General features: G+C 42.3%; 15 protein-coding genes and 1 pseudogene. 10 read left to right on the forward strand and 6 right to left on the reverse strand.

Annotated elements, in window-relative coordinates:
• The 3 genes and pseudogenes from FTO70_RS06370 to FTO70_RS06380 all read left to right on the forward strand — a co-directional run.
• A pseudogene (locus FTO70_RS06370) lies at positions 1 to 152 on the forward strand (IS4 family transposase); the annotation flags it as partial.
• Positions 153 to 956: 804 nt separating this feature from the next.
• Positions 957 to 2,060: a hypothetical protein gene (locus tag FTO70_RS06375; protein ID WP_255334910.1), complete on the forward strand. Its 1,104-nt coding sequence runs from the start codon at positions 957 to 959 to the stop codon at positions 2,058 to 2,060.
• A 284-nt stretch (positions 2,061 to 2,344) separates the two neighbouring features.
• Entirely contained in the window at positions 2,345 to 2,989 is a 645-nt protein-coding gene (locus tag FTO70_RS06380; protein ID WP_255334911.1) for a HEAT repeat domain-containing protein, read from the forward strand.
• Between the two features lie 57 nt (positions 2,990 to 3,046).
• Here the strand turns inward: FTO70_RS06380 and FTO70_RS06385 are convergent, their stop codons facing one another.
• Positions 3,047 to 3,274, reverse strand: a complete 228-nt coding sequence (locus FTO70_RS06385; RefSeq protein ID WP_255334912.1) for a hypothetical protein — start codon at positions 3,272 to 3,274, stop codon at positions 3,047 to 3,049.
• A gap of 204 nt (positions 3,275 to 3,478) precedes the next feature.
• Here FTO70_RS06385 and FTO70_RS06390 point away from each other — a divergent pair, with 204 nt between their 5' ends.
• Both FTO70_RS06390 and FTO70_RS06395 read left to right on the forward strand, forming a co-directional pair.
• On the forward strand, positions 3,479 to 3,757 hold the full coding sequence (locus tag FTO70_RS06390; protein ID WP_255334913.1) for a hypothetical protein: 279 nt from the start codon (positions 3,479 to 3,481) through the stop codon (positions 3,755 to 3,757).
• Between the two features lie 55 nt (positions 3,758 to 3,812).
• Positions 3,813 to 4,346: a hypothetical protein gene (locus FTO70_RS06395; RefSeq protein WP_255334914.1), complete on the forward strand. Its 534-nt coding sequence runs from the start codon at positions 3,813 to 3,815 to the stop codon at positions 4,344 to 4,346.
• 111 nt (positions 4,347 to 4,457) lie between these two features.
• Here the strand turns inward: FTO70_RS06395 and FTO70_RS06400 are convergent, their stop codons facing one another.
• A complete protein-coding gene (locus FTO70_RS06400; protein WP_255334915.1) occupies positions 4,458 to 4,679 on the reverse strand; it encodes a hypothetical protein in 222 nt (73 codons plus the stop codon).
• 593 nt (positions 4,680 to 5,272) lie between these two features.
• Positions 5,273 to 5,986, reverse strand: coding sequence for a cyclopropane-fatty-acyl-phospholipid synthase family protein (locus tag FTO70_RS06405; RefSeq protein ID WP_255334916.1), 714 nt, complete (start codon positions 5,984 to 5,986; stop codon positions 5,273 to 5,275).
• A 235-nt stretch (positions 5,987 to 6,221) separates the two neighbouring features.
• On the opposite strand from FTO70_RS06405, the gene FTO70_RS06410 reads away from it, so the two are divergent.
• Positions 6,222 to 7,049, forward strand: a complete 828-nt coding sequence (locus tag FTO70_RS06410; protein ID WP_255334917.1) for a TrmB family transcriptional regulator — start codon at positions 6,222 to 6,224, stop codon at positions 7,047 to 7,049.
• A 684-nt stretch (positions 7,050 to 7,733) separates the two neighbouring features.
• Here the strand turns inward: FTO70_RS06410 and FTO70_RS06415 are convergent.
• Positions 7,734 to 9,020, reverse strand: a complete 1,287-nt coding sequence (locus FTO70_RS06415; protein WP_255334918.1) for an ATP-binding protein — start codon at positions 9,018 to 9,020, stop codon at positions 7,734 to 7,736.
• A gap of 285 nt (positions 9,021 to 9,305) precedes the next feature.
• Here FTO70_RS06415 and FTO70_RS06420 point away from each other — a divergent pair, with 285 nt between their 5' ends.
• The 3 genes from FTO70_RS06420 (at position 9,306) to FTO70_RS06430 (ending at position 10,176) form a co-directional block, all read left to right on the forward strand.
• Complete coding sequence (locus FTO70_RS06420) at positions 9,306 to 9,524, forward strand: type II toxin-antitoxin system HicB family antitoxin (RefSeq protein ID WP_255334919.1); 219 nt, start codon at positions 9,306 to 9,308, stop codon at positions 9,522 to 9,524.
• Between the two features lie 111 nt (positions 9,525 to 9,635).
• Positions 9,636 to 9,857 (forward strand): hypothetical protein, encoded by a 222-nt coding sequence (locus tag FTO70_RS06425; protein WP_255334920.1) that lies wholly within the window; start codon positions 9,636 to 9,638, stop codon positions 9,855 to 9,857.
• Positions 9,858 to 9,933: 76 nt separating this feature from the next.
• Positions 9,934 to 10,176, forward strand: a complete 243-nt coding sequence (locus tag FTO70_RS06430; protein ID WP_255334921.1) for a type II toxin-antitoxin system HicB family antitoxin — start codon at positions 9,934 to 9,936, stop codon at positions 10,174 to 10,176.
• A gap of 250 nt (positions 10,177 to 10,426) precedes the next feature.
• Here the strand turns inward: FTO70_RS06430 and FTO70_RS06435 are convergent, their stop codons facing one another.
• Together FTO70_RS06435 and FTO70_RS06440 are read right to left on the reverse strand one after the other, a co-directional pair.
• Entirely contained in the window at positions 10,427 to 10,582 is a 156-nt protein-coding gene (locus tag FTO70_RS06435) for a hypothetical protein (protein ID WP_255334922.1), read from the reverse strand.
• A 202-nt stretch (positions 10,583 to 10,784) separates the two neighbouring features.
• On the reverse strand, positions 10,785 to 11,084 hold the full coding sequence (locus tag FTO70_RS06440; RefSeq protein ID WP_255334923.1) for a hypothetical protein: 300 nt from the start codon (positions 11,082 to 11,084) through the stop codon (positions 10,785 to 10,787).
• Between the two features lie 921 nt (positions 11,085 to 12,005).
• Between FTO70_RS06440 and FTO70_RS06445 the strand changes: the two genes are divergently transcribed.
• Positions 12,006 to 14,657: a UvrD-helicase domain-containing protein gene (locus FTO70_RS06445; protein ID WP_255334924.1), complete on the forward strand. Its 2,652-nt coding sequence runs from the start codon at positions 12,006 to 12,008 to the stop codon at positions 14,655 to 14,657.
• Positions 14,658 to 15,521: the final 864 nt, after the last annotated feature.

Genomic DNA, 15,521 nt, shown 5'->3' on the forward strand with positions numbered 1-15,521 from the left:
TATTTGCTGAAAATGCATCAAATTTATTGACAGGGATTCTACATAGATGTGGAATTGAAAGAACTTTTGAAACAGTGATGAATGTATACGAAAGTCAAGCATTGGATCCACATGTAAATAGAGAAAGGTTTAGAGAAGAATGGTTTGAATGAAAGTTGTAGATTGGAAAAACAGTAACGTAAGAAGGAAAATGAATCTTAACCGATGACGAATGAATTTAAATATACTTTCTGGAAAAGCCGGTCGTCTTCGACGACCGGTGAGAGTGACGGTACCTGAAAAGCAGATTGAAAAAAGGTTTTTAGGGATAGCTGAAAAGGTGAATTACAGCTGTCCTGTCTGGATTAGCAGGGTTCAATTCGTTTCATGTAGTTGTGATTTCGGTTGAATATTCGGCTCTGCAGAAATTCTCTTTGATAAAAATCCTATTAATTTGAACCGGGTGGGCTAAACTGAGTGATCCAAACTGAGTGATCCAAACTGAGTGACCCAAACTGAGTGACCCAAACTGAGTGGACCAATCAGTACTTTTACATCTTTATTTAAGCCTCTTACAGATGATTAAGAGAGGTTTTCTACAAAGCCCAACATATCATTTCTTTTCAATCACTCATTTTCTTAGTGGAAATTTCATATTCTTGCTAGAAATTTGTATAACCTGAATACATTTTTTATAACCTGAATTCATTTCTGGACCATTGTTACTACACTCAAATACCAATTTATTCCTGAAACAGGTATTTTTAAGGGTTTTTTACCGTGGAAAGGCGAAAAAACACCCCTTTAGAAATAAAAGCCGTTTGAAAGCAGCTATACAGAGTTCAAAACAAGTATTTTAATATGAAACAATTTTTATAGAAATTAACCTATATATATTGACAAGTATAATACGCTGAAATCAGGCCTTGCCTGGGGGACAGCAGGCCGGAAATGAATGAGGGGGGAACAAACTCGACATGGCAGAAACTTCGGACCTGTTGATATTCTGGGCTGTGGTTATGGCCCGCTTCTTAATACCGCTTACTATTCCGCGCTACCCTCTCCCGGGTGTGCTGGCTTCCCTGATTCTTGATATGGTCGACCAGACGATATTCCAGCTGTTTACAAACCTGCCCCTGGAAGGTTACCAGGGATATGATAAGGCCCTTGACATTTATTACCTGAGTATCACCTACCTTTCGACGCTCCGCAACTGGTCGAACCTCTACGCCTTTAAGTTGGACCGCTTCCTCTTCTACTACCGGCTGGTAGGCGTAGCTATTTTCGAAATGGTACACCTGCGCTACCTGCTGCTTATTTTCCCCAACACCTTCGAGTACTTCTTCATCTTCTACGAAGCCGTCCGCCTGAAATGGGACCCGAAGGTTTTGACAAAAAGAAAGTTGATCGCTGCAGCAGCCCTTATCTGGGTTTTCGTCAAGATACCCCAGGAATACTGGATCCACGTCGCCCAGCTGGACACCACTGACTGGATCAAAGCCAACCCCTCAAACGCCCTCATCCTGGTTGCCTATGCAGCATTCCTGCTCGGCCTGGCCTGGTGGCTGCTCCGGGACCTGCCTCCTGCCCGGAAGGGCCTGAAATTCGAAGCCCTCCCTGTAGCAGCCGCCCCGGTTGTCCCCCCCATACCAAAAACGGTGAAGGAGCAGCGGGAACGCCTCATAAACAAGCAGGTAATCGAGAAAATCGTGCTGATCTCCCTCCTGACCATAATCTTCGCCCAGATACTTCCGGGCGTTCGGGCAAACAACATCCAGATATCCATTGCCGTGGCTTTCATCATCATAGTAAACACGGCCCTGAGTCACTGGCTGGCCCGGCGCGGAAGGCACTGGAGTTCCATTGTAAGGGAATTTATCGTGATGTCACTGGTAAATACCGGCCTCATCCTCCTCTTAAACTTCCTCAGCCCCAGGTACGAAGGCTCAATCAACCTCGAGAACACGCTCTTCTTCGTCCTGCTCCTGACCCTGATCGTCACCCTCTACGACCGCTACTGGCAGCTCCATGCCAATAACAATGCCAACAGCCATTCTGTCGGAGAGGGAAAAAAGGAGTGAAAAACAGGGGAGATCCGCTGGCATTTTTCACGATACGGAATGCACTTCAACTGCTTGATTATGCCACTTGATTACGCCACTTGATTACGCCACTTGATTACGTCACTTGATTACGCCACTTGATTATCCCGCTTAATTATCCCGCTTAATTATCCCGCTTAATTATCCCGCCTGATTCTCCCGCTCGATTATGTACGACCTTAACAACCAACCGCGGGATCAAAGACAAAATAAAAGAGAACAGTTTTAAATCCGGAGGTATTAAATTATAATGGTGTTGGTTGGTGTTTAATCTAGAAGAGATACATAAAAAGAGTGAAAGTAGTGATCCCTATGAACGCAGAGAATCTGTCTGTCAGTTAAGAAGAGAGTTCAGCTCCTTGCCTGACAAACAAAAAGCATGGGAAGAGCTGATAAAATTCACAGCTGATGAAGACAGTGTTGTGCGGCACTGGGCAGTCCAGGAGCTGGGAAAAACGTTCCAGCAAATCCCGGAAAAACAAAAAGCATGGGAAGACCTGCACAGACTGACCCTTGACGAAGACAGCTTTTTGCGGCATTGGGCAGCAGAAGCTTTGGGAAAAGCGTTCCAGCAAATCCCGGAAAAACAAAAAGCATGGGAAGACCTGCACAGGCTGGCAGCGGATGAATACGGTGTTGTGCGGCTCTGGGCAGCGGAAGCCCTGGGAGAAGCGTTCCAGCAAATCCCGGAAAAACAAAAAGCATGGGAAGACCTTATAAAACTCACGGATGACGAATACAGCGGTGTGCGGTTCTGGGCAGCCCATGCACTTGAAAACGCATTCCAGCAAACCCCGGGAAAACAAAAAGCATGGGAAGACCTCCAGAGACTGACCCTTGACGAAGACGACGAAGTGAGAGGGAAAGCCAGAGAGGCAGTTGAAAAAGAATCACAAATTCCCGTGTAAACGGGAAGGGAAATTGAAGCATTTTTAGCCCTCTTTACAGGAATTATTTTTTTGGATTTAGCTCGCCGTTTGACACCGGTTCCCCTCTGGCCTTGATCTGAAGATCCTGGACGCATGAAACCTGAACAAATATTTCATCTCATACACCTGCAGATCCGTCTCCTCACTTAATTCCCGGATTGTCGCCTGCATGCTTCCTTCTTTCAGTTTACCCGGGAAAACGATAGAAACCTCCTCTCTACTCACGAACACTTTTTTACACCTCAAAACCATCTCCACACCCACGGCAACTTTCTTGCCCCAACCCAATTCCCGAGCACAGGGCAGGAACTTTCATTGTGAAAAAGGTTCAAAGGTGGTCAAAATTTTAATGAAGAAAATTTTCTGAAAAAGTACCTTTCCTGAGATTGTCAGATTAACAATAATCAACTTAAGGACAGGGCAAATAATATCTCTTAGAAGCCAATTGAAAAAAGAATCTATGAATTGATGGAAAGAAAAATACGGGCGAAACAAAATTTAAATATTGAGACAGATATTAATGCTGGCTATGAAAAGAAAGTTTCAAAGAGATCTGGTGTCAGCCTTTGGCTGGTTCCTCATCTGGCTGGTCGTCAAAAGCTATGTGGAAACTTATCACACTTGATTCCCACAGGGGCAGCAGAAAAATCAGGCCTGTCCCATAAACCTTTTTTTACGAATTCAAGAATGTTTCTCGCGAAAGAGTTTCGCGAAAGAGAAAAACCAGCTTCTTTATTTTTCAACTAAAAAAATAACATACTTCACAAACAATTTTTTATATATCAAAACCAGATTTACCTCCATGGATGCCTTCTGGTCCCGCTCCAGTACTCTCGGCGCAAAACAGAAAGCCTTTTCCTGGCGGATAGACACCCGGGGAAATATTTTCATAAAAAGGAAGTTCAGGCACGCCCGCTTCCCAAGAATCGATAAGATTAGCTGCACCCACCTGAACAAACTGGACGGGTTCATGCAGGACCGGGAGTGGAAAGACCTGGCAAATAACGTTGCAAAACTGCACCGGAGAAACGAAAAGGAAGGGATCGGAAATTTCCTTTACAGGCTCAGGCCTGATGTGTCTTATGCCCAGCTCTCAAGTCAGTTGGGGGCTATTTTTTACCGGTCCGGGGTCTGGGAGTGGAATGAACAGAAAAGGGGGATGCAGTTCCAGCTGCTTCCGGGAGACTGGAGGGAAAAAACGGTTGGGTATTACCGGAGTTCGCTTGAGAAAGAACACGGGTCCATTTTAGGGGAAAGATATCCGGAAGCAGGGGAAAAAGGCGAAGGATGCCAGAAAGCTGAACAGACCAGGCTTTCGGCTTTTTTCAGCTCTTGAGTGAAAAAATGACAAAAGGTAAACAGGCAAAAGGTAAACAGGCAAAAGGTAAACGGGCAAAAGGTAAACGGGCAAAAGGTAAGCGGATAAAAGAATAAAAGAATAAAAAAGTTAAAAAGTTTTATTCTTAGAATATATTGCGTTTTCAGTTGCCTTCCAGTTGTTCCTGAGAATTTTCACAGAAGCCGCTGAAATAACGGCCAGGAACCCGTAAAGAAATATCATGAAAATTATGGGAGAGGCGTCCGTGAATCTGGAAGCTGAAACAGTGCCTGCTTGAAGGTCATTTAAGTTAATGACTTCCAGGAGGTTAAGGACCTCTTTGAGCAGCATGGAAATAAAAAGGGCCAGGATTGAGTAAAAAGACAGTATTATTATATTTAGTTTCACACCGTCCCTTATCCTCTTCTTTCCATATAGTTGTTTCTACACTCCGGAATTTCCATGTAAAGGGTCTTAAATTAGCTCTGAAAATCGATGTTCTAATTTGAGAATCACTTCTCAAAGTAAGACTGCCCTATCAAAAATTTCATTTTTTGTATCTATTAAGCATACCAAAAATCAGTCGATTGATGCTGATTTTGAGGTTTCAAAAACATGGAATTACCAACTTACGTAAAACAGAAAAACACAATCAATAGCCGACAATTATATAAAATAAGGCAAGATGATCTTGCCCGTTTTACATTTAGGAGGATGTCTATTGATGTTGTTTTTCATACGCTGAATAGTTACCCAAAAACTAATATTGTGTTGAAATTATAAATATAAACTTATGTCCTTCAATGAAATCGATGATGTTCCATGGAATCCATAGAACCTTATTTCCCCCCAAAAACCACATCTTTTAAGACCTCATGCCGATCTAAGGAGTTAATGAACGTAATTTTGCAGGCCAGGTCGTGAGCTCCCCAACAGATTTTGAATCATAACTTTGTAGCTATGATTGAAACCAGATTAAAGTAGTTTCCACCTTCAGCTTCCATCATTCCTATATCCCTGCGAGCATAGTCGTTATCACACAAAAGCCAATCCTGCCAGGATTCTTTTAAGCAATTTAATTCTTTGCATTCTTTAATACTTACCAAATCAGAGTTTTTCCATAAATTACACCACCAATCAAATGAGTGTAGAGTTAAAGTCATATCATCACACCAGTATGGCACTAATTCTGCTGGAACTCCATTTGTAAATTCCTGCTTCAAGCCCGGAACTGCAACTGCTATTTGCCCTCCTTTTTTTACAAGTGGAGCAAAATACTTTGTCAAATAATCTTTTTCAACCCCGAAATAGTGATAGGCATCTATACTGATAGCAGCATCAAAAAATTCATTTGCAAACGGCAAATCGTGGGCTTCCGCGTGTATTGGTATTATTTTATCTTCCAGTCCCATTGACTTGATTCTCTCATAGTTATCTGTTGCACTTATCCAGAGATCAGTTGCAAAAACCGTAACATCATATTCTTTTGCCAGGAATATTGAGGTCAGCCCTCTCCCACAGCCGAGATCAAGTATTCTCATGCCTTTCTCAAGCTTCAAAGATTCGGACACTTCCTCAAGAACCTTCATTGCGTTTGGTCCCATCATGTTTTCTTTAACAAAATCAAAATCGTATCTGTTACTTTTTGTAAACGTCATCTTGACCACTTTTAGTTAATCTATTCCATATTATTTCATGGAGTTTGTTCCTTAGAATTCTTCTACAGGTTCAGTGTAACCTTTGCCACATATCGTTCTTTTATTTGAATGAATGTATTCGGTCAGCATAGCCCTTAACTTAACAACTTCACTTTCATATGCTTGAACAGTAGTCTTAATATCGTTCGGAAAGATAACCGTTTTACTCTACAATAAACTGAAAAGTAGTGAAAAGATGGATGAAAAATTACTTGCAAAAATCGGATTAAACAGGTATGAGAGTTCGGTTTACCTGACACTTCTAAAACAGGATTCTATGGAAGCAAGCAAATTATCAAATGCATCGAAAGTCCCTATAGGAAAGATCTACGAGGTTCTAAAAGCCCTCAAAAACTATGAGCTTGTCGAAATCCAGCCGTCAAGGCCACAAAGATACCGGGTGGTTGATCCTGAAAGAGCATTTAAACTCATGTACAAAAGAAAAGAGGAAGAAGCACTCAATGAGCTCAAAATGCTTAAAGAAACATTTGATGAAATCGAAAGGGAACTTTGCAACGACAATTCACCACAAAATGTTGAAACTGTCTTCTGGCCTGACAGGTTCCGTAATAATGAACTGAATGAAATGGTGGCTTCGGCTTTTGAGAAAATCGAGCATGAAATATGTGTTGTAATCCATAGTAAGTACAGACCTGGAAGATCGGAACTATATGATTCCGCGGTATCCACCTTCAGCAAAGCTTATTTGAGTTTAGTACAGCGCGGCGTAAAAGTTAAAATGTTGGACCCGGGATCACAATTACTGCCATCTTTTAAAGAGCTTATTGATTTGATAGAAGACCTGTCATTTAAACGCAATATTAAGGACCTGATGGAAATAAGAATTTTAGAAACCGAATACAATTTTGTAATCATTGATTCCAGGATAACCCTGCTCGATATTGAAGACCAGTTCAATACGGGTAGAAACCTCGGTATGACAAGAATATATGATGAATCATATGCAAAGCGATTTAAGGCAAAATTTGATGAACTCTGGGCAAAGGGTGAATTGTTTCTCTGACATTTATTCCATAGGATCCGCTAAACCTTGAAGAAAACCGGGAGTAGATACAGAAAATCGAAGATTTTTTTCTCTTCAGGCTGTTCAGCTGGTCAACTACCCCTCCCTGTCTCCTTCGGAGCCGAGAAAGGGGCTTGAATGTCCCTGAATTCTCTCAGATCATTTCATTCGTTTGGATGGTTGACAAGCACCCCTGGTACTCCACGCTATATATCGGTATCGGCATTTTTCCAACCAATCCGATATTGAGGATTTTCCCGGTTTAATGAAAACATACTTTTTTGGCACCGACACCAGCGAAGGGTCGTGCAATTTAATTGTACGGTCCGGAAGTTTTGCCTGGATCGTCTGAGTATCGGTATCGGGAAAATTTTGAGTAATCCGACATATGACATATTTTATGGCCTGAAAGGTTTGTTCATTTTGCTTCACTTTCCTGAGCAGCCTTTGAACAATCGGCTTTCAGGTCCCTGGGCTCTCACCGGTCGAGCCTGCGAGACCGGTTTTTCCAAAAAAGTTAATGGACAAAGGCGTTTTAGACAAAGAAATTCGAGTTGGATATTGCCAGCTTTGAGCTTTCTGTCCTGGTATTCAAACATGCTCAATTTCAGAAAGATCTATTCAATCGGTACGTCAACATATATTTACAGTTAAAGCCCATGTCAGAAATTTGAGCCATTTCAATTAATCAGTCCCCAGGATCCATTTCCATAGGGGGACATAACTGATCCCTGATTCTTCTTTTTCGAGGTTCTTAGTTAGCAGGACCAGCCCGGAAACCCTGTCCCCGAAATGCTCCTTGAATTCCAGCAGGGCATTGATTTCTCCTGCCCTTATGCGGTCCGTATAGCTGCAGTTTATACCTGTGAGCATCTGATCCCTGCCTTTTATGACAAAATCCACTTCTCTTTTTTGCTTCCAGTAAAAGAATTCCGCTTTTCTTCGCTTCAATTCTATAAATGTAAGGTTTTCCGCAAGCCTCCCTTCATCGGCAGAAAAGGTGAATGCTACTGAATTCCGGAGCCCGTTGTCTATGCAGTAGACTTTCCTGGGCATTTTGATTGAGATCGAATCTTTAACAGAGTAGGAAAAGAAATTCAGCTGGTAGATGAGGTAGGCCTGTTCCAGGTAAAGCAGGTATTCTTTGAGGCTGTTTACGGAGAGTCCCGTAGCGTTTGAAATTTTCGAATAGCTCAGGAGGGTGGAGACGTTCGCCAGGGAATAGTTTGCAAGTTCGATAAGTTTTGCACTTTCCCGGATCTTCCGGCCCACAACTATGTCCCGGAGGAGGATGCTGTTGAAGTATTCGGTTAGCCGAAGGTGGTTGATGTCCGAATCTTCCTCCAGGACAACTTCGGGAAAACCTCCTTTGAAGAGGTATCTGTTGAAATGGTGCAGAACCACATTTTTCTGGACGTCGGGGTCTTTCAGTTCAAAACCCACGAAATCCAGGTACTCCCCAAAGGAGATGGGGAAGATGTGCTGCGTGATCATCCTCCCGGTCAGGAGGGTTGCAAGCCGGTCAGAGAGCATGGTACTGTTCGAACCGGTGAGCACGAATTTGATTTCTTCCCCGTGGAGGTCGTAAAACTTCTTGACCCACTGCTCCCAGCCTTCGATGTTCTGGATTTCATCCAGGAAGATGTATTTTCTCCCTTCAGGTGCATGCAGCTCGATATATTCGGCGAAGATGCGGTCGAGTATCCCTATGCTTTTGTCCTCGAAAGGTTCGTCAAGGTTGAAGTAGAGGATATTTTCAGGTTCCACCCCCTGCCCGACCAGGTAGTCTATCGCCTGGTACATCAAAGTCGATTTCCCGCACCTCCTGACCCCGGTAATGCAGACGACTTCCCTTATGCCCATAAGTTTCAGGATCCTTTCAAGGGTCCGGGGACGGGAGATCCTCTTTTTGGATTCAGGGACTTTGCCCTCTGTCCACCAGGGGTTCCAAATCTTCATGAGCTGCTTCATAAAGAAGTATTTGAGCACCGAATATTTATATCTTTCATTATAATGATGATTTTAGCTGAAAATATTGTTATTATAATGACTATTATTACTTAAAATATCGTCATTGTAATGAAGATTATTTAGGTGAAAGTGGATTTTTGAGGAATCGGAGTAGAGATGAAATGAAAATGCATTATTAAGTCCTGGTGTACTGGAAAAAACCCTGCAGGATGCTCTGCAAGCAAGAGCGAATTTGAAACTCTTCTACCCTCAGGAATTTAAGCAAAAAGGCTTATAGCTGATATTATGAGGTTCAAAATTATCCTTGAGGAAGACGAAGAAACCGGGGGATTCATTGCCAGCTTTCCCGGCTTTCCCGGCTGTTTTTCGCAGGGGGATACAGCTGAAGAAGCTATTGAGAATATTAAAGAAGCAATTCAGGCCTGCCTGGAATCACTTATAGAAGACGGACTGCAGGCCTGCCTGGGAAAGCCCTCCTGCAGAGTGGTCGATGTTATTGCTTGAATGTCCGGAACCTTGATGCATAAGGGTGCATAATGGAGTTTTAAAAAGGTTTACGGGGCACACAAATGCATTTAAGATTTGAGTGGCAAAATGGTAATCAGGTGCTAACTATTGGACGACTCAATGCGGCTTTTGCATGACAGGGCCGAACAAAAAATGGATTACTACGGCAAAATGATTGCAGAAATGGAACAGAAATACGGTATGGACTTTTCCGCTTTTGAAAAAAGAATCCATTCGAGAGTCGGGGAAGAAGATTTCGAAGAGTGGGATGATTTCATACTCTGGAAAAGCTACGTTAAAGCGTCCCGGTACCGGGAACAGTTCCGTTGATTGAAATCTCAACCTGCCGGTAATTATGCCATATCATCATCCACACCCATATTTTTCACCAGCTGGAGAATTGACCATGTACCTTTTCCCTGTCGTGATCGAAAAAGCAAACAACAATTATTCAGCGTATTCCCCTGACCTTCCAGGCTGTGTAGCTACCGGCTCCACCAGGGCTGAGGTAGAGAAAAATATCCATGAAGCTATTGAAATGCATGTGCAGGGACTGCTGGAAGACAATTTACCTATTCCTGAATCAGAATCCTTTGCTGAGTACGTGGCTATTGCTGAAAAACCCTCCACAGGTTCGGAAGCTGTGTAAATTGATAATTTTGATGCTAAATCCTTTTCTTTTTACATCAGACAAAATATATTTCTTCGGTGGGCGGGCGCTTCAATCACTCCCTAACGAACCTCTGTCCAGCTTTGAGATGTTAAAAGCCCGCGCCCCTCCGCATCCTGATCCTCAGCAGTTCCCACCCCCCCATTTTTTCTCTCCCTCCCCTCGCCCGACTCCCTCGGGGCTGCTTTCGGATCAGCAGTACGACCTTTTGCGTGGGGTGTTTTCCAAATTAAAGGGGCATGTCGATCACATAGCAGCTAAAATATATTTCGCCGGTGGGCGGGCGCTTCAATCTAACCCCCGGAAAACCTTTTGTCCAGCTTTGAGATGTTAAAAGCCCGCGCCCCTCCGCATCCCGATCCTCAGCAGTTCCCACCCCGCCCATTTTTTTTCTCTCCCTCTCCTCGCCCGACTCCCTCGGGGCTGCTTTCAGATCAGCAGTACGACCTTTTGCGTGGGGTGTTTCTTAGAAATTGGCGGGGGTTTTGCGATCCCACATCAGTTAAAATATATTTTTCTGCCGGCGGTTGTTTAAATCTTCCACGAACACGTTTGTTAAGAATGAGAAGTAAAATACCCGTGAGCATTTAATTCTTTTTTCGTTTGAGTTTCCCGATTCTTGACGATTTCCTTTCCACCTCTTCCAGATCATTCAATCGTTTTTGTGCTAAATCACCCCATTCAGGATTTGAAGCATTAGCAAAGGCAATCTCTATAGCCTTTGAAATCGTATTAGAAAAGCTGAAAGGAGCATCCATAGGATAACGCTCGGTATAAATTTTCTCCAAGTAAGCAACCCTTAGAAGATCCTCTTCAGTTAATGAGATGGACTTACGAGGAGGGGCATTATCCCGAATCCTTTTTGGATTAATTATTGAATCAGCCATATGTATACTGTGATGCTTTATTATTTATAAGACTTTTAAATCGCTAATTCTAGAAGAGTTAAGACATTCGAAAAGTCAAAAAATATACAATAGATAATAACATTTTTTGCGGGATTCTAAGTTATTTTTTGTTTAGGAGGGCCATTGAAGTTTTTTTGACTCATTTCAGTTCATTTTAAATATATTTATCATGCCGGCGGTCTGCTTAAATCTCCCCCGAATACGTTTGTTAAGATAAAGTTAAGAAAAGTGAAATTAAAAACTCGTGATTTTTACATCTTTATAAGGGGCACGTTTGTCCTTTCTATCCCGTGTCACTAAAATATATTTCTTCGGTGGGCGGGCGCTTCAATCGAACCCCCGGAATCCTCTCGTTCGGACGAGGGAGATTAAAAGCCCGCGCCCCTCCGCATCCCGATCCTCAGCAGTTCCCACCCCCGCCCTTTTTTTTCTCTCCCTCTCCTCGCCCGACTCCCTCGGGGCTGCTTTCAGATCAGCAGTACGACCTTTTGCGTGGGGTGTTTTCTGAATTCCAGGGGCATGTTTTTCTTCCCGACCCCATAGCAGCTAAAATATATTTTGTTGGTGAGCGGGCGCTTCAATCTGACCCCCGGAAACCACTTGTTAATAATTTAGAGATCGAAAGCATGTAGCTGTTTCGAATTACGGTGGAAGTTTCTCAAACTAGTCTTAGTTTTGAACGAAACTGATAAAACGAAATCGTGATCTATTTGGTGTATAATGCCTGAAACAATGCCTGTTCACAATTTCTTAAACTTGTTTTAACGCATAATTGTTTGTTCCCTTATACTCGGTCTTATATATTTGAGTGCCACTAAAAAAATTGTATTTTCCAGTTTGCCCATCTTTTTTATAGGTTGCTTGTATAGTTAACTGTATCACGCTTTTAATATACTTAGTTTGAAGTTTTCGGAAGGTGTTGGGATAACTGTAAATGAGGCAAATAATAGTGATCCGAGGTTCAAAATAAAGCATTTATTGCTTTTATTTTTCCTGGCGGCAATTATTCTTCCTGATTTTGTCATTTCACTTTTAATAGTATTTTTACTTTCACTTGTTATTCTTAATAGAAATTATTTGATATGTTATTCGGGCTATGTATACAAAATTTTAAGATCAGAGAAAGAAAGCATAAGTGAAGAAGTAAAAGAAAATATTGAAAAAACTATTTTAGACTTGTCCAAAAGGTACGAATCATACAAACTAAGAAAGGAAACTTACTTAACTTTTCATGAGAAGGAAAAATTAATCAATACCTGCCAGAGCTGTTTAGACACCTGTTCTATTTATACACATAAAAGTAAAATCTTGGATGAGCCTTCCAAAGACTTTCTTGGAAGGTCAGTGGAGCAATTAACCTGTTTATTGAATGAATTTAAGGCATATGACAATGAGGATTTTATACAGGAAAGAATCCAAAAATACGACTTTTTATTTCAGAAGTCTCCTTTTCCTCTGGACGACTCACAAAAAAGGTCCATAGTAATTGACGATACACATAATTTAGTTGTAGCAGGTGCCGGTTCTGGAAAAACCGAAGTCCTGATTACCAGAGCTGCTTATCTCACGGAAAGAGCCCCCGATGGGGTTGACGCTAAAAAGATACTTATTCTTGCGTTTCAGAATAAAGCAGCTGGAGAGGTTAAAAACAGACTTGGTGAAAGGTTTGGGATTGATGCCATAGAAGTCAGGACTTTTCATTCGTTAGGAAAGAAAATTCTTGAAGATGCCTGCAAAAACTCAGGTAAAGAGATTCCTGAATTAAAATTTTCGGGCTACAATTTTGAAAAAGAATTCTCCAGTTATATTAATTCTCTATTCAATCTTAAAAAAACGGATGGAAATTTCCAGAAGAAAATTTTGGATTACATGAAACTCTACCATGACGATGCGATTGTCAGGAGTAAAGATGATTTCGAAGAAAAAGAAGAATTTTACAAATACATGAAGGGTCTAACGTATACGGCTCTTGATGGAACTAAGGTCAAAAGTGAAGCTGAAAGGGCTATACTGAACTTTTTTCTGAGCCACAACTTAAGCGGAGAAAGGATAAGGATATCTTACGAACATCCTGCGGAGTGGATGGCTTATACCGGTGCCAGCGGCGAGAAAAAAATCCCGAGGCCTGATTTTTTCTTTCCCGATTACGACATCTACCTTGAACACTGGGCAATAGACAGGGATGGCAATGTGCCTGATTGGTTTGAAGGCGAAAACGCATCGGAAGAATACAGAAAAAGCATGGCGATGAAAATCGGGAAGTTCTCGCAACAGGACAAATATTCTCTTGTGGAAACCACATATTATGAATTCAAAGAAACAAATTTTGAGAAAACTTTGACCGAAAGGCTGACAAATGCATTAAAAGCAAAGTATCCCGATAAAGATTTTGAGTTCACTCCTGCTCCATACGAACAGCTTGTCAATAGATTGAGCGCTGAATGCAGAGAATCCGTCAAAGGTCTTTCTTTCAACATTGGCAGATTCATAACAATTGCTAAAACATATAATCTGTCCCCTAAAAAGATCGAGCACAGGCTGTTAACCGAGAGATGGTCTGCAAAACAAAAAATGTTTGCCAGCATCGCTTCAGATATTTATGAAATTTATGAAAATGAGTTAAGAAATGAAAACAAAATTGATTTTTCTGACATGATCAATCTTGCTGTAAAAGAACTGAAAGAAAACACGGAATTATGCAAAGATTCTTTCAACCAGATTTTGATTGATGAATATCAGGACATCAGTGCTCAAAGATACGAACTCATAAGAGAGCTTATGAGGAAAAACGAAGGGTGTAAGCTTTTTTGCGTGGGTGACGATTGGCAGAGCATAATGGGTTTTTCAGGGTCCAATCTCGATTTCTTCGTGAATTTCCATGAATACTTCGATCATCCTGCGAGGACCGACCTTTCTATCAACTATAGAAGCTGCAAGTCTATAGTGGATACTGGTGCTGAAATTATAGTCTACAATAAAGGTTCGCAGATCAAAAAAGAAACCTTTGCTAAAAATAATGATGAACGTCCTATCAGGGTTTACATCTCGGATTATGATCGGCGGTTCCCATACAAGTACCACTCCCAAATAACCAGGCACTGTGTCGATTCAATAAAGTGTTATCTTGATGAAGGCTATGAGGCAAAAGACATTTTGCTTCTATCCAGAATTGGGAAAAATATAATGATGCAGAAGAATTTGAGGGAATACGCCGAAAAGATGAAGGTTCCTCTTTCCTTTGATGGAAATAAAAACCCGAATAAGGTGCCTTTCATGACGGTTCACAGGAGCAAAGGTTTGCAGGCAAAAGTTGTTTTTCTGCTGGATGTGGTGGAAGGCATGTACGGTTTTCCCTGTGAATTGGAAAATCCCGACATTTTTGAACCCGCAACTCACTCAAGCAAGAAAGATAGATATCAGGAAGAAAGAAGACTTTTTTACGTCGCTGTTACGCGGGCTATGAGTGACCTGATTATCTATACGCAAAAAGATTCGGTTAGTAAATTCATAAACGAGATTGAAAACAAAGTTACTATTTGTGAGCTGAAATAATGTAAATAAAATTTTGGCAGCTTTCACTAATCTGTTGATTATTCAAACTATTCTTAATTTTTTGTAAGCGAGTCACTCAAAACTTCCAATTCAGTTTTAATATATTTAGTTGGTGGGCGGACGCTTCAATCACTCTCCGGAATCCTCTCGTTCAGAGGTGAGAGATTAAAAGCCCGCGCCCCTCCGCATCCCGATCCTCAGCAGTTCCTCCCCCCGCCCATTTTTTTCCCTCCCTCCCCTCGTCCGACTCCCTCGGGGCTGCTTTCAGCTCATCAGCAAGACCTTTTGCGTGGGGTGTTTTTCGAATTACAGGGGCACGTTTGTCCTCTCTATCCATTTCAGCTAAAATATATTTCGCCGGTGGGCGGGCGCTTCAATCGAACCCCCGGAATCCTCTCGTTCGGACGAGGGAGATTTAAAGCCCGCGCCCCTCCGCATCCTGATCCTCAGCAGTTCCTCCCCCCGCCCATTTTTTCTCTCCAGCTCCTCGCCCGACTCCCTCGGAGCTGCTTTCAGATCAGCAGTACGACCTTTTGCGTGGGGTGTTTTTCGAATTACAGGGGCACGTTTTTCCTCTCGATCCCCAGTCAGCTAAAATATATTTTTTTGGTCGGCGGGCGCTTCAATCACTCCCGGAAAACCTTTTGTCCAGCTTCGAGATGTTAAAAGCCTGCGCCCCTCCGCATCCCGATCCTCAGCAGTTCCCACCCCCCCATTTTTTCTCTCCCTCCCCTCGCCCGACTCCCTCGGGGCTGCTTTCGGATCAGCAGTACGACCTTTTGCGTGGGGTGTTTTCTGAATTCCAGGGGCATGTTTTGCCTCTCGATCCCATGTCAGCTAAAATATATTTCTTTAGTGGGCGGG

This window comes from Methanosarcina sp. KYL-1, assembly GCF_024372725.1.
Classification (GTDB): domain Archaea; phylum Halobacteriota; class Methanosarcinia; order Methanosarcinales; family Methanosarcinaceae; genus Methanosarcina.

Excerpts from the sequence above, each read along its gene's own strand:
- FTO70_RS06375 (WP_255334910.1), top strand. The coding sequence starts at position 957 with ATGGCAGAAACTTCGGACCTGTTGATATTCTGGGCTGTGGTTATGGCC.
- FTO70_RS06420 (WP_255334919.1), top strand. The coding sequence starts at position 9,306 with ATGAGGTTCAAAATTATCCTTGAGGAAGACGAAGAAACCGGGGGATTC.
- FTO70_RS06390 (WP_255334913.1), top strand. The coding sequence starts at position 3,479 with ATGGAAAGAAAAATACGGGCGAAACAAAATTTAAATATTGAGACAGAT.
- FTO70_RS06430 (WP_255334921.1), top strand. The coding sequence starts at position 9,934 with ATGTACCTTTTCCCTGTCGTGATCGAAAAAGCAAACAACAATTATTCA.
- FTO70_RS06395 (WP_255334914.1), top strand. The coding sequence starts at position 3,813 with ATGGATGCCTTCTGGTCCCGCTCCAGTACTCTCGGCGCAAAACAGAAA.
- FTO70_RS06400 (WP_255334915.1), bottom strand. The coding sequence starts at position 4,679 with ATGCTGCTCAAAGAGGTCCTTAACCTCCTGGAAGTCATTAACTTAAAT.
- FTO70_RS06405 (WP_255334916.1), bottom strand. The coding sequence starts at position 5,986 with ATGACGTTTACAAAAAGTAACAGATACGATTTTGATTTTGTTAAAGAA.
- FTO70_RS06415 (WP_255334918.1), bottom strand. The coding sequence starts at position 9,020 with ATGAAGCAGCTCATGAAGATTTGGAACCCCTGGTGGACAGAGGGCAAA.
- FTO70_RS06435 (WP_255334922.1), bottom strand. The coding sequence starts at position 10,582 with ATGGGCGGGGTGGGAACTGCTGAGGATCGGGATGCGGAGGGGCGCGGG.
- FTO70_RS06440 (WP_255334923.1), bottom strand. The coding sequence starts at position 11,084 with ATGGCTGATTCAATAATTAATCCAAAAAGGATTCGGGATAATGCCCCT.
- FTO70_RS06410 (WP_255334917.1), top strand. The coding sequence starts at position 6,222 with ATGGATGAAAAATTACTTGCAAAAATCGGATTAAACAGGTATGAGAGT.